This is a genomic window from Streptomyces sp. NPDC024555 (assembly GCF_055559335.1).
The window spans coordinates 185,910-207,408 of sequence record NZ_JBVHKV010000009.1 but is presented as its reverse complement, the minus strand read 5'-3'; the positions used below and the strand labels follow the sequence as shown (position 1 = coordinate 207,408).

The 21,499-nt window shown below is 72.5% G+C and carries 22 protein-coding genes; 9 read left to right on the top strand and 13 right to left on the bottom strand.

All coding sequences use genetic code 11. The features are described 5' to 3' along the window. Positions 1 to 17: 17 nt before the first annotated feature. From ACZ4FH_RS17785 to ACZ4FH_RS17775, 3 genes are all read right to left on the bottom strand, one after another. On the bottom strand, positions 18 to 491 hold the full coding sequence (locus ACZ4FH_RS17785; protein ID WP_018101094.1) for a succinate dehydrogenase hydrophobic membrane anchor subunit: 474 nt from the start codon (positions 489 to 491) through the stop codon (positions 18 to 20). A 5-nt stretch (positions 492 to 496) separates the two neighbouring features. Next, positions 497 to 877 carry a succinate dehydrogenase, cytochrome b556 subunit gene (sdhC, locus tag ACZ4FH_RS17780; RefSeq protein WP_467305642.1) on the bottom strand — a complete coding sequence of 127 codons (381 nt, stop codon included), beginning with the start codon at positions 875 to 877 and terminating at the stop codon, positions 497 to 499. Positions 878 to 1,121: 244 nt separating this feature from the next. Further along, positions 1,122 to 1,706, bottom strand: coding sequence for a 2-oxo-4-hydroxy-4-carboxy-5-ureidoimidazoline decarboxylase (locus tag ACZ4FH_RS17775; protein WP_467305640.1), 585 nt, complete (start codon positions 1,704 to 1,706; stop codon positions 1,122 to 1,124). Between the two features lie 322 nt (positions 1,707 to 2,028). Between ACZ4FH_RS17775 and ACZ4FH_RS17770 the strand changes: the two genes are divergently transcribed. The 5 genes from ACZ4FH_RS17770 (at position 2,029) to ACZ4FH_RS17750 (ending at position 7,566) form a co-directional block, all read left to right on the top strand. Continuing rightward, positions 2,029 to 3,639 (top strand): beta-N-acetylhexosaminidase, encoded by a 1,611-nt coding sequence (locus ACZ4FH_RS17770; RefSeq protein WP_467305639.1) that lies wholly within the window; start codon positions 2,029 to 2,031, stop codon positions 3,637 to 3,639. 198 nt (positions 3,640 to 3,837) lie between these two features. After that, positions 3,838 to 4,413 (top strand): hypothetical protein, encoded by a 576-nt coding sequence (locus ACZ4FH_RS17765; RefSeq protein ID WP_467305638.1) that lies wholly within the window; start codon positions 3,838 to 3,840, stop codon positions 4,411 to 4,413. A 117-nt stretch (positions 4,414 to 4,530) separates the two neighbouring features. Further along, a complete protein-coding gene (locus ACZ4FH_RS17760; protein ID WP_467305636.1) occupies positions 4,531 to 5,169 on the top strand; it encodes a DUF4333 domain-containing protein in 639 nt (212 codons plus the stop codon). Between the two features lie 292 nt (positions 5,170 to 5,461). After that, positions 5,462 to 6,415 carry an RNA polymerase sigma factor gene (locus ACZ4FH_RS17755; RefSeq protein ID WP_467305634.1) on the top strand — a complete coding sequence of 318 codons (954 nt, stop codon included), beginning with the start codon at positions 5,462 to 5,464 and terminating at the stop codon, positions 6,413 to 6,415. Next, a complete protein-coding gene (locus ACZ4FH_RS17750; RefSeq protein ID WP_467305632.1) occupies positions 6,415 to 7,566 on the top strand; it encodes a hypothetical protein in 1,152 nt (383 codons plus the stop codon). Before ACZ4FH_RS17755 ends, ACZ4FH_RS17750 begins: the two co-directional genes overlap by 1 nt. A gap of 199 nt (positions 7,567 to 7,765) precedes the next feature. On the opposite strand, the gene ACZ4FH_RS17745 is transcribed toward ACZ4FH_RS17750, so the two are convergent. Beyond that, positions 7,766 to 8,692 (bottom strand): L,D-transpeptidase family protein, encoded by a 927-nt coding sequence (locus ACZ4FH_RS17745; RefSeq protein ID WP_467305630.1) that lies wholly within the window; start codon positions 8,690 to 8,692, stop codon positions 7,766 to 7,768. 161 nt (positions 8,693 to 8,853) lie between these two features. Here ACZ4FH_RS17745 and leuE point away from each other — a divergent pair, with 161 nt between their 5' ends. After that, on the top strand, positions 8,854 to 9,519 hold the full coding sequence (gene leuE / locus ACZ4FH_RS17740) for a leucine efflux protein LeuE (protein WP_385106658.1): 666 nt from the start codon (positions 8,854 to 8,856) through the stop codon (positions 9,517 to 9,519). 23 nt (positions 9,520 to 9,542) lie between these two features. On the opposite strand, the gene ACZ4FH_RS17735 is transcribed toward leuE, so the two are convergent. Together ACZ4FH_RS17735 and ACZ4FH_RS17730 are read right to left on the bottom strand one after the other, a co-directional pair. Beyond that, positions 9,543 to 10,001: a MarR family winged helix-turn-helix transcriptional regulator gene (locus ACZ4FH_RS17735; protein ID WP_467305628.1), complete on the bottom strand. Its 459-nt coding sequence runs from the start codon at positions 9,999 to 10,001 to the stop codon at positions 9,543 to 9,545. Positions 10,002 to 10,019: 18 nt separating this feature from the next. Continuing rightward, positions 10,020 to 11,456 (bottom strand): FAD-dependent monooxygenase, encoded by a 1,437-nt coding sequence (locus ACZ4FH_RS17730; protein ID WP_467305626.1) that lies wholly within the window; start codon positions 11,454 to 11,456, stop codon positions 10,020 to 10,022. Positions 11,457 to 11,529: 73 nt separating this feature from the next. Here ACZ4FH_RS17730 and ACZ4FH_RS17725 point away from each other — a divergent pair, with 73 nt between their 5' ends. After that, positions 11,530 to 12,177, top strand: coding sequence for a TetR/AcrR family transcriptional regulator C-terminal domain-containing protein (locus ACZ4FH_RS17725; protein WP_467305624.1), 648 nt, complete (start codon positions 11,530 to 11,532; stop codon positions 12,175 to 12,177). 165 nt (positions 12,178 to 12,342) lie between these two features. Here ACZ4FH_RS17725 and ACZ4FH_RS17720 read toward each other — a convergent pair whose 3' ends face one another. The 7 genes from ACZ4FH_RS17720 to ACZ4FH_RS17690 form a co-directional block, all read right to left on the bottom strand. After that, positions 12,343 to 13,269 (bottom strand): class I SAM-dependent methyltransferase, encoded by a 927-nt coding sequence (locus tag ACZ4FH_RS17720; protein WP_467305622.1) that lies wholly within the window; start codon positions 13,267 to 13,269, stop codon positions 12,343 to 12,345. A gap of 69 nt (positions 13,270 to 13,338) precedes the next feature. Continuing rightward, a complete protein-coding gene (locus tag ACZ4FH_RS17715; RefSeq protein WP_467305621.1) occupies positions 13,339 to 15,894 on the bottom strand; it encodes a YfhO family protein in 2,556 nt (851 codons plus the stop codon). A gap of 222 nt (positions 15,895 to 16,116) precedes the next feature. Further along, a complete protein-coding gene (locus ACZ4FH_RS17710; protein ID WP_467305619.1) occupies positions 16,117 to 16,929 on the bottom strand; it encodes a phosphotransferase in 813 nt (270 codons plus the stop codon). After that, positions 16,926 to 17,594, bottom strand: coding sequence for a hypothetical protein (locus ACZ4FH_RS17705; protein WP_467305617.1), 669 nt, complete (start codon positions 17,592 to 17,594; stop codon positions 16,926 to 16,928). The genes ACZ4FH_RS17710 and ACZ4FH_RS17705 overlap by 4 nt, the downstream gene beginning before the upstream one ends. Beyond that, on the bottom strand, positions 17,591 to 19,081 hold the full coding sequence (locus ACZ4FH_RS17700; RefSeq protein ID WP_467305615.1) for a pyridoxal phosphate-dependent decarboxylase family protein: 1,491 nt from the start codon (positions 19,079 to 19,081) through the stop codon (positions 17,591 to 17,593). Before ACZ4FH_RS17700 ends, ACZ4FH_RS17705 begins: the two co-directional genes overlap by 4 nt. Positions 19,082 to 19,122: 41 nt before the next feature. Then, a complete protein-coding gene (locus ACZ4FH_RS17695) occupies positions 19,123 to 19,329 on the bottom strand; it encodes a hypothetical protein (protein ID WP_467305614.1) in 207 nt (68 codons plus the stop codon). Then, on the bottom strand, positions 19,326 to 19,505 hold the full coding sequence (locus ACZ4FH_RS17690; protein ID WP_467305612.1) for a hypothetical protein: 180 nt from the start codon (positions 19,503 to 19,505) through the stop codon (positions 19,326 to 19,328). Before ACZ4FH_RS17690 ends, ACZ4FH_RS17695 begins: the two co-directional genes overlap by 4 nt. 243 nt (positions 19,506 to 19,748) lie before the next feature. On the opposite strand from ACZ4FH_RS17690, the gene ACZ4FH_RS17685 reads away from it, so the two are divergent. Then, positions 19,749 to 20,990, top strand: coding sequence for an XRE family transcriptional regulator (locus ACZ4FH_RS17685; RefSeq protein ID WP_467305611.1), 1,242 nt, complete (start codon positions 19,749 to 19,751; stop codon positions 20,988 to 20,990). Further along, a complete protein-coding gene (locus ACZ4FH_RS17680; RefSeq protein ID WP_467305609.1) occupies positions 20,981 to 21,493 on the top strand; it encodes a GNAT family N-acetyltransferase in 513 nt (170 codons plus the stop codon). Before ACZ4FH_RS17685 ends, ACZ4FH_RS17680 begins: the two co-directional genes overlap by 10 nt. The last annotated feature ends 6 nt before the right edge of the window (positions 21,494 to 21,499 follow it).

The window sequence follows — 21,499 nt, the reverse complement described above, 5'->3', positions numbered from 1 at the left end:
GTCTTCGGGCCCGGCGCCTAGCGGATGTTCGGGTCGAAGGTGAAGATCACCAGCGTGCCCAGCAGGACGGTGAACACCGTGGCGGTGTACAGGAGCATCTTCAGCCAGAAGCGGGTGTTGTCCCGTTCGGCGTAGTCGTTGATGACCGTACGGAGACCGTTGGCGCCGTGCAGCATGGCGAGCCACAGCATGGCGAGGTCCCAGACCTGCCAGAACGGCGAGGCCCAGCGGCCGGCGACGAAGGCGAAGCCGATCTTGGAGACACCGCCGTCCAGCACCAGCTGGATCAGCAGGTGGCCGAGGACCAGGACCACCAGCACGATGCCCGACAGGCGCATGAAGAGCCAGGCGTACATCTCGAAGTTGGTGCGCGAGCCCTTGGGCGTCTTGCCGGTCCGCTTGCGCGGCGGCTCGATGACGGGCGCGGGATTGTCGACGTCGTACAGCGAAACGCCTTCGACGGCGCCGATCGCGGAAGTCTCGGTGGACATGGGCCTCAGCTCCCGAAGAGTTCGCGGACGGCGTGGCCGAGCACCGGGTACAGCGCCCCGATCATCAGCACGATCCAGATGCCCAGCACGGTCCAGAGCATCTGCTTCTGAACGCGCGGGCCCTTGGCCCAGAAGTCCACGGCGACGATGCGCAGACCGTTCAGCGCGTGGAAGAGAATCGCGGCCACCAGGCCGTATTCCAGCAGCGCGACGATCGGCGTCTTGTACGTGGACACGACGTCGTCGTACGCCTCGGGGGAGACGCGGACAAGGGCGGTGTCCAGGACATGAACGAACAGGAAGAAGAAAATGAGGACACCGGTGACTCGATGAGCCACCCAGGACCACATGCCTTCCCGGCCGCGGTACAGCGTTCCAGCCGGCACGGAAGAACCCTCCGGGAGCGGGGATTGGGGTCGGCCGGCTTGACTGTCGGTCTGACCCGGCCGGGTACGGTCCACCGGCCCCGGCCATCGTAGCGACGGTTTGTCGGTTCGCTCGCGCGGGGGCCTCTGGTGTGATCAAAGTGGCAACGAAACAGGCACGGACGGGCTATGGACAGGCCGCGAAAGCCCTTTCCGCCCCCTCGGGAACGGGCGGGCCGCCGCGGTCGGAACCGCGACCGGTCCGTTACTGACTCGATACCAGCTCGATGATGCGGCCCCGGGCGAGCCGCCGCATCTCGTCGGCCGTCACCACCCGCTCGTGCTCGGGCTCGTGCGCCAGCCGCGCCCGGATGCCGGCCAGCACCTGGTCGGGGTGCTCGGCGGGCAGGAACGCGTCCAGGCAGATCACGAAGACATGCCCGAACCGGCTCTCGTACGCCGCGTGCGCCGCGGCCAGCGCCAGATGGGCGGAGGGCGGCGCGTCCGGGCGCAGCCCCGGCGACTCCTCCGCCGCGAGCGCCTCGGCCCGGTCCGCGGGGGAGAGGTCGTACCCCGCCTCGTCGGCGGCGGCGAGCAGCGCGTCCAGGTCGGGGTAGGGGCGGTGGTCGGCCAGCCGCTGCGCCCAGCGGCGGCTGCCGTAGCAGTCCAGCAGCGCGGCCTCGGCCTCGGCGGCGGGCACGGCGTTGAACCGCCGCAGCCCGGCGGCCGGCACGGGCCCGCAGTTCTGCACGGGGACGGCGGTGTGCGGTGCGGGCGGGGGCGGCTGCGCGGGGAGGCCGGCGTGGGACTCGCTGGACCTGGACAGCGTGAGCTCCTGGAATGAACGCATCGGTGCGCCTGGAGTGGGGAGGGACCGGAGGGACCAGACGGATGCAGGGTGAGGGAAGTACAAGGAGTGGTGAATGTGCCTCAAAGCTAACGACCCGGTGCAACGGCCGTCCGACGGATGCGCGAATTTCACCCGGACGGGAGAGTTTCACGCCCCCCGGGAGGCGATACGACGCGGTGAATGCCCGGCTATTGCCAGAGAAAACATGAGATCGGGTGGACCATATCCCTATCATCCGTTCTTCCCTTTCTCCGCCGTCCCCTCCGCACCCTCGACACCCTCCCTCCCCTCTGTTCTCTCCGTACCAGGAGGTTTCTGACCGATGTCGCCCTCTCGCGGCCCGCTCGTGGCCGGAGCCGCCCTCACGGCGGCGGCCGCGGCGACCCTCGTCGTCGTCCTCTGGCCGGAGGGCTCCGGCACCGGGGGCCCGGCCGGGGCCGCGTCCTCGCCGCCGCGCCCGTCGTCCGCCGCCCCCTCGCCGTCCCCGACCCGGAGCTATCCGCTCTCCGAGGCGCCCCGGACCATCCCCGCGGTCCGCGAGCACACCGCCGCCCGGGGGCCGGGCTGGCGACCGGAGCCCGGCGGCGGGGTCGTGATCGCCCGGGGGGACGGGGCGCTCGCGGACGAGGCGAAGCTGCTCGCCGGGGAGCTGAAGCTGAGCTACCGGGGCGAGGCCGCGGCCCGTGCGGGCGATGTCGAGCTGGCCCTCGCCCCGAAGGACTCCGGCGGGCCCGAGTCGTACACCCTGCGCACCCGCGACGGACGGGTCACGATCAGCGGACCGGGCGAGGCGGGCGTCTTCTACGGCACCCGCACGCTCAAGCAGTCCGTGCGCGCCGACGGGCTGATGCCGGAGGGCGAGGTGCGCGACCGGCCCGACCGGCCGCAGCGCGGGCTCAACCTGGACATCGCGCGCAAGTACTACAGCGCGGCCTGGATCGAGACCCGGCTGCGGGAGATGGCCGACCTCAAGCTCAACCAGCTCGGGCTGCACTTCTCCGACGACCAGGCCTTCCGGATCCAGTCCACGACCCACCCGGAGATCGTGTCGCCGCAGCACCTGACCACCGCCGAGGTCCGGGACATCGTGGCGCTGGCCCGCCGGCTGCACATCGACGTCGTCCCGGAGATCGACTCGCCGGGCCACCTCGGGGCGGTGCTCCGGGCGCATCCGGACCTCCAGCTGCGCAATGTCTCGGGCGTCGCCTCGACCGGCTCGCTGGACATCTCCAAGCCGGGGGCGGCGAAGCTGATCGACGAACTGCTGAACGAGTACACCAAGCTCTTCGGCGGGTCCTTCTGGCATCTGGGCGCCGACGAGTACCGCGCGCTGATGGCCCGCGATCCGGCCGCCTCGTACCCCCAGCTCCAGCGCGCCGCCGTGGCGAAGTACGGGGCGGGCGCGGGCATCTCCGATCTGGCCACCGGCTGGCTGAACGACCGGGCCGCGGTGGTCCGGCCGCACGGGATGACACCGAAGGCGTGGAACGACGGCATGTTCCGCGACAGCAGGGTCCGGGCGGCCAAGGACATCGAGGTCGAGTACTGGACGGGCAAGGAGTACGGGGCCCGGCCGCCCGAGCAGTACCTGGCCGAGGGGCGCCAGGTGGTGAACCTCAACGACGAGTACCTCTATTACGTGCTCGGCCAGCCCAACGCGTTCGTCTATCCGACCGGCAAGCGCATCTACGAGCAGTGGACCCCACTCGTCCTGCGCGGCACGGCCCCGGTCCCCTCGCGCTACTCCGACCAGATCCTGGGCGGCCGTTTCGCGGTCTGGGGCGACTTCCCGAACGCCCAGACCGCCGCGCAGGTGGCGGCGGGCATCCGGATGCCGCTGCGCGCGACGGCCCAGAAGCTCTGGGACCCGGGGAAGCCCGCGCTGGGCTGGGAGGCGTTCAAGGCGCTGGCGGCCGAGATCGACAAGGGCTGAGGGAGTACAGGGAGCGCGCGGCCGACCTCTTGACGCGCGGAGGGCGCTAACGCTATTTCAGTCATCAAGAGTGATGATTTTCAGCCATTCGGCGCTGAAGGTGAGAGGACCGGCACCGCTCTCGACGCGCCGTCGGTCCCGGACGACGCGCTGAGTCCCTGTGTGTCCGGGCACGGGGACGGCCGACGGGAGACGCCGATGAGCCTGCTCGAACTGATCGCAGCCGCCGACGCGCGGGGACTCGCCGCGAGTGCCGCGGGCTGTCTCGACCGCTGCCTGCCGCGCCCGGGGGGCGGGTCCGGAGCCGATCCGCTCCGACCGCTCTGGTCCGGCTGCGCCGATCCGGGGGTGTGGCCGGACCGGCTGGCTGAGGCGCGTACGGCGGTGGACGCCCTCGCGGAGGCGGACGGCGACGACACCCTCGCGCGGATCCGTGAACTCCTGGGCGGGGCCCCGGGGGAGCGGACCGGCGAGGAACTGCGCGCCTGGGCCGACGCCTGCTCGCTGCTGGCGCTCGACGTCCACCGCGGCTACGACGCGGTCGGGGCCGGACGTGCGGAGGACCCGGTCGCGCGACTCCGCACCGGTGCGACCGAGGGGGCGGGCCCGCTGCTGGCCGGTGAGGCCGCCCGGCAGACCCGGATCCTGGAGATGCTCGCGGAGATCGGCGAGGGGGCGCCGGTCGGCGCCGGACTGCGTCAGGTCATGGACGTGTCGACCGAGGGCCAGCGGGTGCTGCGCGCCGCCGCCGCCCGGAAAGCCCGCGTTCGCTGAGGTGTGCGGTTGCGAAGAATCGTGCCCAGATGTCAGGGGAAATCCGGCACATCGCCATTAGCCAGGGCGAATTCCCGGAAGAGGCCCGGGTGATAGCTTTGCCCGCGAAGCCTTGACATGGACTCGATTGAGGGGGACCCGGTGCGCCGGACGACGTTGAGCAGGACGGCCGTGGGAGTGGTCGCGGGCACGCTGACGGTGCTGTTCGCCGCGGGCTGCTCCGTGAGCGTGGGCTCGAAGGAAGTGAAGAAGGACGAGGTCGCCTCCCAGGCGTCGGACGCCCTCGCCAAGCAGACCGGCAAGAAGCCCGACGACGTCAGCTGCCAGGACGACCTCAAGGCGAAGGTCGGCGCCACCGTCCGCTGCGAACTGACGAGCGGCGGCACGAAGTACGGCATGACGGTCACCGCGAAGTCCGTGGACGACGACAAGGTGCAGATGGCCTTCAAGGTCGACGACGCCCCGTCCGGCGGCCAGTCCTCCGAACGTCCGGACCCGGCCTCCTCCGCCGGCGCCTCCGGCGCCGTCGCCAAGGCCGAGGTCGCCCGCCAGGGCAAGGCCGCCCTCGCCGCCCAGGCGGGCCGTCAGCCCGACGCCTTCTCCTGCCCCGAGGACCTTCCCGCCCGCGTCGGCGCGACGGTCCGCTGCCAGCTCGCCGCCGACGGCAAGCAGTACGGGGTGACGGTCACCGCGGCCTCCGTCGACGGCGGCAAGGTCAACATGGACTTCAAGGTCGACGAGACGCCGGGAGGCTGAGGCCGGAGCGGGCGCGCGGCCCGGGAGACCTGGGGGGGAGTGGAGGACGACCGGGGCCGCCACCCCCCACAGGAGAGGCCCCGGTCGTCTTCCGCGGGGCCGCAGGACGACCCCGTACTCATCTCTGCGCCACGGCCGCGATTTCTGTCACACCGCGCGCGGACCACCGGATGTTGCAGGTTGTACAAGTCATGGACGCGGCGCCCGCGCAGGACGTAGCGTGCGGAGTCGCGCAGGGTGGCGCGGCAGTGGTGACCAGCTGCGATTCGGGACAGCAGGGCAGGTTGAGGGAGTGCTGGGGGACGACGCGGGGCTTACCGCCGCGGTGCTCGCGGCTCAGGACGGGGACGAGGACGCCTTCCGTACTGTGTACCGCGCTGTGCAGCCGCGGCTGCTGGGCTACATAAGGACGCTGGTGGGGGAGCCGGACGCCGAGGACGTGGCGTCCGAGTCGTGGCTGCAGATAGCCAGGGACCTCGATCGGTTCAGCGGGGACGCGGACCGGTTCAGGGGCTGGGCGGCCCGGATAGCCCGCAACCGCGCGCTGGACCATCTGCGCATGCGCGGCAGGCGGCCCGCCATCGGCGGGGACGAGACCGAACTGTCCGAGAAGCCGGCCGGCTCCGACACGGCGGACGAGGCCATCGAGGCCCTGGCCACCGGACGCACCATGTCGCTCATCGCCCAGCTGCCGCAGGACCAGGCCGAGGCCGTCGTCCTGCGCGTGGTGGTCGGGCTCGACGCCAAGAGCGCGGCCCAGACCCTCGGCAAGCGGCCCGGCGCCGTCCGCACCGCCGCGCACCGCGGACTCAAGCGCCTCGCCGAGCTGCTCCGCGCCGACGCCGCCGCCGGAGGGGCCGGTGCCGCCGGTGACGAGGGCGCCGCGGGGACCGGCGACGGCCGGGTGTCCCTGCCCGCGCCCGCGGCGCCCCCCGCGCCCCGTTCCCGGGGCGGCCGGCCCTCGGCGGAAGCGGGCCGGAGCCGTTCCGACACGGGTCCCGCACTCCCGGAGCCGAGCCGTCCGGCAGCGGAACAAGACCGTCCGTCCGGCAATGGTCCGGTTACGCCGGCCGGCCCCGGGGGCGGGCCCGGCGACGGCACGCCCCGGACGCCGTCCGCGCAGGACAACGCGGTGGGCCGCACCCTGGGACTCGGCGCCGTGCCCGCGCAACGCCCCTCCCGCACCGGGCTGGTGGCCCCCGCGGGTGTGACGCATTCGCGTCTGTGGACGCAGAAGGACATGTGATGGCCGACGAGCAGTACGGATGGCTCGACAAGGAAGCGGCGGAGCGACTGTTCCGCCGCGAACCGGTCGTCCCCTCCGACGGCCCGGCCCGGCAGGACGCCGAACGCCTCGCGGCCGCCCTGGACGCTGCGGCCCGCACCGTCCGCCCCGCCACCGGTGAACTGCCCGGCGAAGCCGCCGCGCTGGCCGCCTTCCGCGCCGTCCCCCGCGCCTCCGCGCGGAGCGGTGGTGCCGGACGGGCGGAGCAGGCCCAGGGCGGAACCGGGGATTCCGGCATGCTCGCGCCGGTCCGCATACGCGCGGCCGGCCCCGGCACGTCAGCCGGGTCCGCGGCCTCCCGCGGCCCCCGCCCGATGCGCTGGAGCCGGCCGATCCGCTTCGGCCTGGTCGCCTCCCTCGCGTGCTGCGCGATAGGCGGTGTGGCCGTGGCCGCCGGATCCGGTGTGCTGCCCGGCCCGTTCGGCCGGCACAACCCCGCACCGGCCACCTCGGTGTCCGCCGCGGCCTCCCCCGAGGAGCTGGGCTCCGGCACCAGCGCCGGCGAGGACGGCACCGCCGCCACCCCGCCCCGGTCCCCGGGCCGGGACGCGAAGACCCCGGACGCGACCGGAACCGGACCCACCCCCGGCGGCACCCCCTCGCGGGACGGGACCACCGGCGCCGGCCCGGACGGCACCGACGACCACGCCGGCGGCGCGTCCGACGACACCACTCCCGGCACCACCGGCCAGGGACAGGACGGTCAGGGCGGCCGGAGCGGCCAGGGCGACGACACGTCCTCCGACAGCGTCGAGGACAACACCGCCGCCTGGTACGCCAAGACCCTCAAGGCCTGCCGCGACTACCGCGACGGCACGCTCGACGAGACCCGCCGGAAGCGGCTGGTGGCCCTGGCGAACGGGGTCCGTAACCTGGACCGCTTCTGCGACCGCCTGCTCGACCAGCCGGGCGCCAAGGGCAGCGACAACCAGAGCGGCAACGGCAACGGGAACAGCCAGGGCGATCCCGGCGACGACGACTCCGACGGCGGCTCGGGCACCCTGCCGTCGATCGGTTTCTCCACCGCCTCCCCGGGGCCCACCACGGCCGGCGCCCCGGACCCCGGCCTCGCGGACGCCCCGGAGCCGACCCCGTCCCTCGCCGCGCGCTGAACCGGCCCGCACGGCCGGGTGTGACGTTTTCCGGCCGCCGGGCGCAGTACTGAGTGAGCCGACTGGTCATCGGCAGCGCCCGGAGCCGGGGTTCCCCCCGTACCTGCGGCTCGGCGCACATGGCGCGGGCGGGACACGTTCCCCCGGTCCCGCCCGCGCCCCTCTCTCCCGCACCGCTCTCCGCGCGCACCGGCGCGGTTCACCAGTAGATGACGACCTTGTCGCCGTTGCGGACCTGGTCGAAGAGCGCGGCGATCTTCCCCTCGTCCCGGACGTTGACGCAGCCGTGCGAGGCGCCGTTGTAGCCGCGGGCCGCGAAGTCCGACGAGTAGTGCACCGCCTGGCCGCCGCTGAAGAACATCGCGTACGGCATGGCCGTGTGGTAGATCGACGACACGTGGTGCCGGGATTTCCAGTACACCGAGAAGGTGCCCTCGCGGGTCGGGGTGTACTGCGAGCCGAACCGCACGTCCATCGTCGAGACGACCTTGCCGTCGATCATCCACGACAGCGACCTGCTGGTCTTGCTGATGCAGATCACCCGGCCGGTCATGCAGCGCTTGTCCGGCTTCGCGGCCGGTCGCGTCGTCGGCGGGGTCAGCTCCGCCGCCGTCGGCGTGCGCGTCATACCGAGCAGCTTCTGCCAGGTGACGGTGTCCGTCTTCCCGGTCCGCGGCAGTCCGCGCTTGCCCTGGAAGGACTGGACGGCGGTGACCGTGACGGAGCCGTAGTAGCCCGTGGGGGTGCGGTCGAAGTGGCCGATCTGCCGCAGCCGGGCCTGGAGTTCCCGCACCTGCTTGCCCTGCGATCCGCTCGCCATCAGCACCTTGGCCGCGGGAGTGGCGGCGGGGGCGGACGCCGGGGGCTTCGTGGGCGTGGTCTTCGGCGACGGGCTCGCCGGCGTGTCCGGCTCCGCGCTCGCCGACGGGGTGGGCGAGGTGCCGGAGTCCGTTGCCGGCGGGCTGCTGCTCGCGGGCGCGGAGGGCGCCGCCGACGCGCTGCCGGCCGGCTCCGCCCTGCATCCCGCGGTCATGGCGACCAGGGCCAGGACGGCCGCCGCGGCCGCACCCGCTCCCCGGCCGCCGAGGTGTGCGTGACCGCGCCCGGTTCTTCCGTTGGCTATCATCCCGGCCCCCTTCTTCTGCGGTATCCCCTGGGACGGATTCCCGTTCCCTCCGGTTGCCGGATCGCGCGTAACGAAGGGATAGCGGTGGTCGATCATGGAGCGCGGACGAGCCGCCGAACCCCGCTTCCGAAGGATCGCACGCCCGTGCGACACTCCGTCCCATGCTGGGTGTCACCGACCTTCCGACCTATCTCGCCGGCCTCGCGCTCATCGTCCTGCTGCCGGGCCCGAACTCCCTGTACGTGCTCTCCGTCGCCGCCCGGCGCGGGGTGCGCACCGGGTACGCCGCCGCGGCCGGGGTGTGGACCGGGGACACCGTGCTGATGACCCTGTCCGCGCTCGGGGCCTCGTCGCTGCTGCAGACCACGCCGGTGCTCTTCGCCGTGGTGAAGTACGCGGGCGCGGGCTATCTGACCTGGATGGCGATCGGGATGCTGCGGGCGGCGGCCGGCATGTGGCGCGAGCGGCACCGCAGGGTGGCCGAGATCACCGGCGAGGCAGAGGGGGCCGAGGCCCCGGCGGCCCTGGAGCGGCCGTACCGGCGGGCCCTGGTGGTCAGCCTGTTCAACCCCAAGGCGATCCTCTTCCTGATCTCCTTCTTCGTGCAGTTCGTCGATCCCGGGTACGCCTACCCGGCGCTGTCCTTCCTGGTGCTGGGCACCCTGCTCCAGATCGCCAGCTTCCTGTACCTGTCGGTGCTGATCTTCGGCGGCACCCGGCTCTCCGCCGCCTTCCGCCGCCGCAAGCGGCTCTCGGCGGGAGCCACTTCGGCGGCGGGCGTGCTGTTCCTCGGGTTCGCGGCGAAGCTCTCGCTCAGCAGCGTCTGACCGGGGCGGCCCCCGGGGCCGCGCTACTCGTGCCAGGCCGTGCCGTTCACGTTGTGGATCATGCGCTGGAGCACCTTGAGGGCGGCGACGAACTCCTCGTCGGGGATGCCGTCGTGGATCTCCGCGCGGGCGGTCGTGACGCTCTCCATGGCACGGGTGCGCAGGGCGTGGCCCTCCGGCGTCAGCCGCAGCCGGGCGCCGGGGTCCTGGGTGACCAGACCGCGCTCGACCAGGGTGTCGATCTCCGGTTCCAGACGGTCCCCGGTGTCGAGGTAGTTGCTGAGCAGGGTGACCACGTCGGCGCGCGGCCTGCCTTCCTCGTCGGAGTCGACGAGCTGGTTGAGCACCCACCACGGGGGCTGGGTCAGTCCGTGGTCGGCGAGCGCGGCACGGATGCGGGTCACGGTGGCCTTGTGCGCGGCCCAGCTCCAGTAACCGATGGGCTGGCGGGCGAGTCCGGCGTCGTCATGTGAGTAGTCCATGCCGAGGACGGTAGGAACTCAACCGCGCTTGAGGTCAAGGCCGAGCGGGGCCAGGTACTCCGCGAGCCCCGTGGCGTCCTCGCCCGCCCAGCCGACGTACCCGTCCGGACGGACCAGGAACAGCCCCTTCCCGTACGCCTCGTAGGCACCGGTGCGGTGCACCCGCAGCATCGGTCCGCCGCCCGTCGGCGGCTCCGCGTCCGTGCCCACCGCGAGCAGGGTGAAGTGCGGACCGCGGAAGACGTCGAAGAGCCTGCGGCCGTCGCCGGACGGGCCGTCGGGCGCGCGGTCGCCCGCCTCCAGCACGCCCGCGCGGCCGGTGGACAGCGGGCCGCCCCGGTAGCCGAGGCCCAGCTGCTGCGTCGCCGCGCCCCGCTCCTGTTCGCCCCGGTGGATCCGGGTGGACAGGCCGAGCACCCCGGCGGCGACCGGACGGCGCTCCTCCTCGTAACTGTCGACCAGGGACGCGGACGCCCCGTGGAGCAGCACCTGGCCGAGCTTCCAGCCCAGGTTGTACGCGTCCTGCACGCTCGTGTTCAGACCCTGCCCGCCGGCCGGGGAGTGGACGTGCGCGGCGTCCCCGGCCAGCAGCACCCGCCCCGCGCGGAAGCGGTCGGCGAGCGCGGCGCGCGGGCGGAAGTCGGAGGCCCAGCGCACCTCGGTGACGTCCTCGGCGCGCAGATGGGTGCGCGCGGCGACCAGGGCCCGCACCCCGTCGGCGGAGAGGTCCGGCGCGCCCTCCTTGAACTGGGCGACCAGCTGGAAGTCGGCCGTGCCGGGCAGCGGGCAGAGCGTGAGGAACCCGGCGTCCGTGTTCATCATGTGCCAGTTGAGCCGGTCCAGGGCGTGCTCAGCGATCCGCACGTCCGCCACCAGCATCGGGGCCGGGTCCACCGTCTCGCCGGTCATCGCGATGCCGAGCGCGCGGCGCACGGTGGAGCGCCCGCCGTCCGCCGCCACCAGGTATGCGGCGCGGACCGGCCCCGTGGACAGCCGCGCGGTCACCCCGTCGGCGTCCTGGCCGAGTCCGGTCAGCGCGGTGGAGAACTCCACGTCACCGCCCAGCTCGCGCAGGCGTGCCAGCAGGATCTCCTGGGTGCGCCACTGAGGCATCATCCACGGCTCCCCGTACGGCTCCGCCTCCGTCGGCGGCGCCACCCGGAACATCCGGTGCTCGCCCCTCCGCGCGCCGTCCTGCCACGCCATCCCGACCGGCGCCGGACCGCCGTGCGCCCGCACCGCGTCCCCCACCCCGAGATCGTCCAGCACCTCGCGGGTGCGCGGCTGGACGCCCTTGCCGCGTGAGCCGGGGAAGAGCGCCGGCCCCCGCTCGACGAGGCGGGCGGGCACGCCCCGACGGGCCAGGTCGCAGGCCAGGGCGAGACCGCAGGGGCCCGCGCCCACGATGAGGACGGAGGTGTCCGCGACGGTTTCCTTAACGTTGTTAAGTTCCATGCTCGCGAGTGTGTCCTTAACGCTGTTAAGTTGTCAAGGGCGGGGGCCGTGCGGGGGCTGTTAACTTGGCGAGGTGGGTACGACGAAGATCGACCGCGCACGGGTGGCCGACACCGCGCTGCGCCTGCTGAACGAGGTGGGCCTCGACGGGCTCTCCCTGCGCGCCATCGCCAAGGAGCTGGACGTCAAGGCGCCCGCCCTCTACTGGCACTTCAAGGACAAGCAGGCCCTGCTCGACGAGATGGCCACGGTCATGTACCGGCGGATGGCCGACGAGGGGCTGCCCGGCCCGACACCGGAGAGCTGGCAGGACCAGCTCGTCGCGTACAACAGCGGACTGCGCCGCGGACTGCTGCGCTACCGCGACGGGGCCAAGGTCTACGGCGGCGCGCGGTTCACCGGCACCGAACACGCCGAAGGGCTCGAAGACCATCTGCGGACCATGGTCGACGCCGGTTTCGAGCTGTGGCAGGCGGTGCGCGCGGGCACCACCGCGTACTCCTACACCATGGGCTTCGTCAGCGAGGAGCAGGGCGTCCGCCCGCTGCCGGAGCAGCAGCGCGACGGCTTCGACATCGGCGAACGCGCGGAACGCCTGGCCCGCTACCCGCTGGCCGCCGCGGCCGGCGAGGAGATCTTCGCCCACTACGACGAGCGCTTCGAGGACGGCCTGCGGCTGATCATCGCCGGCATCGAGAGCCGGTACGGGCAGCGGGGGTGAGGGCGGTCGGTGCTTACGCGGCGGGGCGCTGCTCACATTCCGGAGTGCTGCTCATGCTGCAGAGTGGCGCTCACGTTTCAGGGCGGTGCTCACATGAGAGAGCAGCGCTCACGTAGCGGAGCAGTGCTCACGCAAGCGGGTGGTGCTCGTACGGCCCGGAGGTGTTCACGCGGCCCGGAGGAAGGCCGACGTCGCGACCCGGCCCAGCATCGTCAGCCGGGACGATCCGTCCGCCAGATGCTTGTCCAGGGCCTCCTGGACGCCCGGCCAGGACGCGTCGCCGTAGTCGTCGAGGACGACGATGCCGCCCGGCGCGACGATCTCCTCGACCCACTCCAGATCCGCGGCCACGCCCTCCATCGAGTGGTCGCCGTCCACGACGATCACCCCGTACGCCCGGTCGCCGACCTCGGCCCGGACGTCCGGATCGGAGGAGAAGCCCCGGCGGATCCGCGGATGGTGGGTGGCACCGGCCCCGGTCAGCGCCAGATTGGCCCGCACCACGTCCTCGCGCACCGGCGTTCCCGTCGGGTCGGTGGACAGCGAGGTGCCCGGCTGGAGCTGCGCCCCGGCCAGCGGGTCGACGATCGTCAGCTCCGGCTCGATGCCCGCCCGGTGCACCATCCGGGTCAGCGCCGAGGCGAACAGCCCGTACAGCGTGCCGATCTCCAGGATGCTCCCGTTCGACGGGGCCAGCAGCGGCACCGTGGCCAGCTTCCCGCACACATTGGACGTGGACCCCGCCAGCCGGCCGACGCCCAGCGCCTCCAGCGCCACCACCGTGCGGTAGGCCGTGACGACACTGCGCCGCGCCTTCGCGCTGTCCCCGCACAGCACGGCGATCTGGTCGACCAGGGTGTCGATCTCCCGGGCCGGCGGAATCCGGTGCGCGCCCCGGCCGGTGCCGTCGAGGAGCAGCCCCAGCGCGTAGTCGCCGCGCCGCGCCTCCTCCATGTCCGCCCGCAAAGAGGCGAGTTCGGAGCGGAGCGGTTCGGCCGCCCGCTCCGCCCGCAGGCGGATGCGGCGGTCGAGCAGATCGAGGGCGGGGCGCAGGGCGCGCTTCGTCAGACGGTTGCGCAGAAGGGAGGGCATGGGTGGGAACGTACGCGTGGCCGCGCACCGGTCCCACCACGCGCAGATGAAGTCTCGGTGTCCGCACGGCTACACGGGCAACCTTTCCCGCCCCTCGTCCGTCAGGGGCGCCACCGGCCGCGCGGGCAGACCGGCGGCGCGCCCCCGCCGCCGCCTCCGTACCACCGGTACACCGGCCGTCACCACCAGGGCCAGCAGCGCGGCGCCCCCGGCGAGCAGTCCGGCCCGCAGCCCCGGCGGCCGGAACGCGCAGTCGACCGTCGTCCGCCCGCCGTCCAGCGGCGCGGCGACCAGCCCCAGATACGAACCGGCCGGCCGCCCGTCACAGCTCCAGCCCGCGATGCGCGGAGCGGCCAGGACCGCGACGCCCGTGCTGCCCGGGGGCAGTTCGGCCCGGACCCCGCTGCCGGAGACGGAGACCGTCCGCGCCCCCGTCCGCTTCAGCCCCGCGACCGCCGCGGCCAGCCGGTCCCGGTCCAGACAGCCGACCGCCTCGTGCGGCACGGTTCCGTCCCGGTCCACCCGCAGCGCCACGGACAGGGCTCCGCCGCCGGTCCCGATCCACCGCATCCCGGCTCGTCGGCCCGGCAACTCCCCCCGGAAGTCGTTCAGTTCGCCGTCGGGTCCGAGCCGGGCCCGGCCGAAGAGATCGGGTGCCCAGAGATACACCCCGCTCTGTGCGGGGCAGCGCGCCGTCAGCGTGTACGTACCGGGCCGCACCCGGTAGTCGTACGCCCCGGAGTCCTCCGCGCCCGCCCCGTTCCCGGCGGTCAGTGCCGTCGCGGGCACGGTGTACACGTCCGTGCCGAGCAGCCGCTCCTGGTTGCGGAACGGTGAGCGGCCCAGGCGCCCGTCCCCGGTGGACGGCCGCACGGTCACCAGCGGCGGCGCGTCCTGCCGGACCACCGTGACCGGGCGGCCGTCCGGCCGGTTCCAGCCCTGGTGCGGGTCCCGGGGCATGCGGACCCGGGCGCCGACCGAGAACACCGCGTCCGTCACCGGATTGTCCAGGCTCTGGAGCGAGCGCCCGTTGGACGTCCAGCCGCCGCCCAGTGCGAGGAAGGTGCGGGTCAGCACGTCGGGGGTGTGGCTGCTGTAGTACGCCCCGCCCTCACCGCCCACCAGCATCGGATCGTTGGCCGTGGACTGCTCCAGACCGGGATCGGTCCGGTAGCGCGGCCAGCCGTCCGCCCCTGCCACCGCCGCCGCCTGGCGGTCCTGGCGTACGCCCCAGGGCGCGTAGTCGTCCAGCCGGTTCAGCCGCTGCCGGTCGGCGTACGCGGTCGTCGCGGCGGCCTGCCCGGCCTGCGCACCGATCAGCAGCAGCGCCGCCAGCACCGCGAACCCGCCCCGGCGGGCCAGCACCAGCGCCCCCAGCGCGGCCAGCAGCCCCGCCGCGAACAGCGGATACGTCCACCCGGTCACCAGCGCGCTGCCGGCGCCGCCCGCCGCGACCGCCCCCAGCACCACCGCACCGCCCAGCAGCGCCCGCAGGTCCGGCCAGCCGGACGCCACCGCCGTCCACGCGGCGATCACCACCAGCCCGGACAGCACGAACGTCTGCCGGTACGGGCTCCCGTTCGGCGTGGCGAAGGCGTGCCACAGCAGATGCGTCGGCTCCCACTGGAGCGACAGCGCGACGACCGCCACCGCCCCCGCCCAGACGAACCGCTCGGCGCGCGGCGCGCCCCGGTGGAAGGCCAGCGCGCAGGCCAGCAGCAGCGCCCCGGTCCCCAGGAACAGCGCCGGACTGAAGAAGCTGTACGTGGCCGGCAGCAGCCGCGCCGCCACATCGGACCAGTCCGCCGGGGCGAACGCCCGGTTCCACCCCGGATACGCGTGCCTGGTCCCCAGATACACCGGCACCAGCACCGGCCCGGCCAGCCCGACCCCCACCGCGGCCGTCCGCACCGCCCGCCCCAGCCCCCGGACCCGCTCCCGCCCGGTCCCCTCCTCCAGCCCCAGCCGCACCGCCAGCACCAGAGCCGCACCCAGCGTCGCCATGTACGCCGTGTAGAAGTTCGACACCCACGCCAGCGTCACCAGCAGCGTCCCCACCACCGGCCGCCGCCCCCGCCGCGCCCACTCGCCCGCCAGGCACAGCAGCGGAAACGCGATCAGCCCGTCCAGCCACATCGGGTTGTACACGGCCTCCACCACCGACCAGCCGCACAGCGCGTACGCGCCCCCCAGCACGCCCGCCGCCCACTCCCGCCCGCGCCCCCGCCGCAGCGACGTGAGCAGCCACGCCATCGCCGCCCCCGCCACGCCCGTCTTCACCAGCGTCACCACGTACACGGCCAGATCGATCCGGTCCTTCGGGAAGAACCCCACCAGCAGCGCGAACGGACTGCCCAGATACGTCCCGAAGTCCGGCAGAAAGCTCGTCCCGAACCCGGACCGCCAGTTCAGCAGCCCGACTTCCGCGTTCCCGTGCAACAGGTCCAGCAGCCGCGCGTGGAACGGGACGAACTGGTTCCCCAGATCGTTCACACTCCGCGTATGCGGCCCGAACGGATAACTGCGGGCCACCGCGTCCCCGGCACAGACCGTGACGACGGCGAGCAACGCGGCGAGAGCGGCGCCCCGGGCGCGGGGGGACCGGGTAAGTGGCAGAGTCCTCATGATGGGTCGAATATGTCATCGAACATCGTGAAATCCGCTGCCGGAGAGGGCGGTTCACCGGATGGACGGCGGCCCTTCATGTGCCGGTCCGTGTCCGGTCACGTGCCGCGCGGGACGCTCGGCCGCACGGATGCGGGCGGGGTGCCTTCGATCCTCCGGGCGCGGGAGCCGCGCCGGTCGATCAGGAGCCGGGCGGTGAAGGGGCTGGAACGGCTCGTCCCACTACTGGCTGCGGTATGCCGTCCACGCGCGTCCGGCGTTCATGGCCCGCGCACGGTACTTCCGCAGCTCGGGTCCGCCCTCCTGGGCACGCAGTTCCCAGTAGGCCGTGACCGACGAAGCGAAGGCCGAGACCGCCGCTGTGGGGACGTCTTGGTAGGCGGGAATCCGAGCGGCGTGCCCCTCCGCTTCCTCGGGGGTGTGCCCGGCGAGGATGAGCTGGGGGATCAGCAGGGCGATGTCGAGCCAGGCCGCGCCGCGATGGGCGAGGGCCCAGTCGACGAAGAGGACGGTGTCGCCGATCAGGAGATTGTCGGACCTGATGTCGCAATGCAGGAGCGTGTTCCCGCGCATCGCCTCGTGATGTGCCGCCGCGCGTTCGACAACGGGGTGGTGGATGAAGTCCGGCGCGTCGGGATACGGGCAGGGCGTGAGGGGGGCCTGGAGCGCGGCCACCGAGTCGAGGACGGGCGTCAGATCCGGTGAGCCGGGGGAGAGGTCAGGGTTGCGTCCCTCGGCATAGTCGAAGGACAGGACGATCCACCCGTCCTCTTCGAGTGCGCAGAGCAGCCGTGGCCCCGCCCCGGCGGGCAGGTAACGGTTGATGACTCCCTCCGTGCGGTACATGGAGGCTGCCGGGTCCCCGGCGGGGATGGCCTTGACGAAGGCCGCGCGCTCGTCGGCCTGGGGCATCCGTACGCGGACGCCGGGAGTGAAGCCGCCTGCGACGGGCTCGGCCGGACCGATGCCGCCGAGTCGGTCGGCGATGCGGCGGCGGAGCGTGAGCGGGAGGTCGTTCCAGATGCGGGTGGTCACGTCGGTCTCCAGGTGATCGTGTCGTGCGTGATGCCGACCAGGCGCTCGTGGGCGAGGTGGTACAGGCCCCGACGAAGGACCGCGTGGAGATGAGGTGTGTCGCGGTAGCCGAGGTAGTGCTTGCCGACGAGTCCCCGGGGAGACGACAGTAGGGCGCCGGCCGCGTCGGCGATGGTGAGCCTGGTCGTACCGGTGATGCGCAGGGCGAGCAGGGCGCAGCCGCGTTCGGCTTGCTCGATGTGGCGCCGGTAGGTGTGCACGTCACCGGTGAGGAACACGTGCGGGGTAGTCAGGGCGTTGAGGATCAGCCGCAGTTTGAACGCCTGCGAGTTGAGTGCCTGCGGGTTGTCTACGGGGGTGGCGTAGTCGGTGACGCCGTAGAAGCCACCGAGGAGGCCGGCGTGTTCGATCTCGTGTGTGGTGGCGTAGAGCTTGGTGGCGTAGCCGACTTCTTCGTCGATCGTCAGTCCGTGAGCGTTGTGGAGCTGCATCACGCTGTCGGTCAGTCGGGAGAGCCGGTCGCCGCGCAGAGGCCGGCTGCCGGTGTAGAGGAGGTCGAGGTCGCTCGTCGGTCCCGGGCCGGTGGCGTGGGAGCCGTACGCGAGCGCGTAGCCGTCGGCGGTCGGGTGCAGGGCGGCGGCCTTGGAGAACAGAGTGGTGGTCACTGCTGTTCCAAGGCGTGGCCGAGGCCGGTGACGTAGGCGAGGGCGTCGCGCATGTGGCTCTCGGTGATGCGCTGGTTGTTGCCCATGAAGCGCAGCGGGTGCAGTGTCGCGCCCTGGTTGACGCGGCCGGTGTCGTCAGGGAGGGAGAACTGGTGGAAGTGCCAGCGCCCTTCCTCCAGGAGGCGGGCGTGGATGCGCTTGTTGACGCTGTTGATCCGGTCGACGTCGGGGCGCTGGGGGTCGTGGCCGGTGGGCAGGTACAGGAACACGACGGCCGTCATGTCGGGGTCGTTGAGCCGCAGCAGGTGCGGGTTGTCGTCGACCAGGCCGGTGAAGGTACGCGTGGTGATCAGGCGGCGGCGCATGAGATCGGTGAGTCCTCGGCGGCCGTGGGCGCGCATCATGGCCCAGAGCTTGACCGAGGACCACTCCTTGGTGCCGATGAACGGGGTGACCTGCCCGAAGGCGAAGTCCTCCTGCATGATCAGGTCCGAGTAGGAGGAGACCAGCCGGAGTGCCGCCGGGTCGCGTACGAGGAGCGCGGACATCGCGTAGGGGATGTCCATGACCTTGTGGGGATCGACGGTGACGGAGTCGAAGTCCTCGATCCCGTCGAGCTTGGGCGTGAGCTCGGGGGCGAACGCGCACATCAGGCCCCAACAGGCATCCGCGTGGAGCCAGACGCGGGCGTCGGAGGCACGGGTGATGTCGTGGACCGCACGGAGGTTCTCCACCGTGTGCGTGCGGCTGTCGCCCGTGTAGGCGACCACGGCCATGATCTCGCCCTGACGCTCCCGCAGCGTGCGCTCCAGAGCCTTGGGGTCGTAGCGGTAGTCGCGGGTGGGGACCTCGATGACCCTGTCCCCGCAGCCGATCCACTCCAGTGCGCTCTTCACGCTGTAGTGACCGATCCCGGCAGGGACGACGATATGCATGCGGCCGGCGTCGGTGACGCCCTGGTGCATGGTGCCGGGGGAGATGTTCTCGCGGGCCAGCATCATGGCGGTGGTGTTGGAGCCGGTGCCGCCGTAGGTGGTGACGCCGCCGACGTCCCACACCGTTTTCACCTCGGCGACGGCCGGGTTGGTGTAGCCGAGCAGGTCGCGCAGCCACCGGATGACGGCGATCTCGGTGAAGGTCGCCGACGGGGCGGCGAAGGACTGGTTGATGAGGTTCTGCTGGGCGAACAGGGCCACCAGACCGCCGGCGAGCGCGGCAACGTCCGCACCGGTGTGTCCGAAGCCGAGGAACCGGGGAGACGCCTCGTTGTTGCACATCGGCAGTACCGTCTCCACCAGCTCCCGCACGACCGCGTCGAGACCCGACGGCCGCTCGGGCAGTTCGATGACGAGCAGATCACGGATCTCGGCCGGAGTGAGCTTCTCGCGGGTCACCTGGTCGCCCAGCTTGAAGTCGACGCCGACGGCGACGAGTTGGTTCAGCAGGGCGATGGCGTTCGTGCGGTCTACTTCATGCAGGAGGGGCATGGCGGAACTCCTTCACGTAATGGGTAAGCGGCGCGAAGAGATCACGGGGTGGCCTGGATGTTGTCCGCGTGGGTCGTCCACTCGATGCCGCTCTCGGGCCGGATATGGGCGACGCGGACGGTGTTCCCGCCGGAGTGCAGTTCGTGGACGACGGCCGTCAGTTCACCCTCGCCCCGGCTCACGATGTCGCGGACCTTGCGATGCAGCAGCGGGTGGTCCTCGTAGCCGTCGGTGCCGACCGTGTTCATGTCCCGGTCTCCCGCTGCTCCTCGGTCTCGGCCTCGGCGCGGCGCATGAACCGCACCCAGCCGCGTGCCGCCCGCATGCGCAGGGCCCGGCTCGGCGGACCGGGCACGGGCTCCGGCTGCGCCCGCCCGCGGCTCCCGGTGCCGGGACTGCTGCGCGGCGTTTCGGAGGTCCTCATGCGGTTGCTCCTCTCGTACGGGGGCGGCAGCGGGCCGCCGCTCGGAAAGCGCTGCGGCCCGCTGCCTCGGGGGAGCCGCCGGAGAGTCCTTCGACCCCCGGGGCGTGTGCCCAGTCAACGGCCGTCAGCCGTTGGCGGACAGGAAGGGTTGCGCTCGGGTCGTTCGCGGCCGACCGGAAGACTTTGCGTCCGCTTGACCGGGCCGCTGGTGCGGGCCGTGCCCGCCCGGTTACGTTCTGCCGCATGGGAGTGAACGTCATCCTGAGGGGCCGGATGATCGAACTCGGCCTGACGCAGGACGAATTGGCATACCGGATGAACGCCGCCATCGAAGACCTCGGAGGAAGGCCCGGCGACGTGTCCGCCCGCACGGTGCGCAACCTTCTCAACGGGAGCACCCGCAGGCCGATCGGCCGCACGTGCGCCGCGCTTGAGGCAGTGTTCGGCTGCCCCGTGACGGACCTGGGCTTTGCCCGACCACGCACCGCCGCACAGGTGGAGGACCCCGTGCACCGTCGCACCTTCCTTGTCGCAGCGACCGGATCCGCCGTCGCCGCGACCACACCGTCACGCCGTATGCGCCTCGGACAGTCCGACGCCGGCCGCTTTCGCCTGGAGTACGTCGAACTGCTGGGTGACGACTCGCGCCTCGGCGGAGCGCGGCACGTCGAGAACAGCGCCGTCGAGCTCGCCGCCCGCGTCACATCGTCGCTCGCCACGGGCAGTGCCACCGACCGCGTCCGGCGCCGGATGTACGGGCTCGCCTCGGCCGCCACGTGCCTCGCGGCCTTTGCCGCCATGGACGCCCGTGCTCCGCAGCGGGCCTCCTCCCACCTCGGCAGGGCCCTTCCGCTGGCGGGCCTCGCACGCGACGGGGAGGCCATGTACCGCGTCTGGGATGACCTGATGCTCACCTCCAGCCAGCGCGAGAACCACGCCGAGGCAGCAGCCGGCGCCGAAGTGATGAAGGGCTCGTCGATTGCCCGGCGTGACCCGCTGTACGCGTCGCTGGGTCACATGCGGCACGCCAACGCCTTGGCGCGGCTGTGCCAGCACACGGAGTCCCTGCGGGCGCTGGACCTCGCGGAGAAGGCGTTCGGACGAGCCGTCGGCGCACAGGACGGCGCATGGATCTCGTTCTACGACCGGGCCGAATTCGACGCCCTGTCGTCCTATGTCTGGACCGCGCTCGGGGCGCACGAACAGGCCGAGGCATGTCTTCACCGCACCCTCGCCGCGATCCCCGACGGCATGGTCCGGAACAAGGCGCTCTACACCGCGCACCTGTCCCTCGCCCAGGCACGGCAGGGCGAGGCGGAACTGGCCGCCGCGACCGGACGGAGGGCGTACGCGATGCTTCCGCCGGCGTCCGGGTCGCAGCGCACCACGAAGACACTCGCCGTCGCACGCCGCATGGTCGAGACCACGGGCACGAAGGCGCCCCAGGTCGTGAGCTGGATCGAGGAGTCACGCCGATGGACCTGAGAACCCACACCCACGCCGACGCACCGACCACCCGCACCCTGCTCCTCGACATCCACGACGAGGTCTACGCGCACGATCCGGACCCCTTCCACTCACGCGAACGCTTCTCGTACTTCGTCGACCTGTGGTCGGGGCGCGAGGACTGGCGGTGCGTTTCGGGATGGGAGGACGGTGACCCGGTCGGTTACGCGTACGGATCGAGGTTCAAGCCCGGCGGCTGGTGGAAGGGATCGGACCGGCCCAAGGGCGTACGCGGCCGGATCTTCGCCCTGTCCGAGCTGATGGTCCTTCCCCGGTGGCAGGGCACCGGCCGCGCGCAGCGCATCCACGACGCCCTGGTCCAGGCGGTCGAGGTCGACTACGTGACCCTCTTGGTCGACTCCGCGCACCCCAGGGTCCAGGCCCTGTACGAGCGCTGGGGCTACGAGAAGCGGGACGAGGCGAAGCCCTCCGACGACTCCCCGTCGTACGCGGTGATGGTGCGGACGCTGGGAGACGGCTGACCCCGC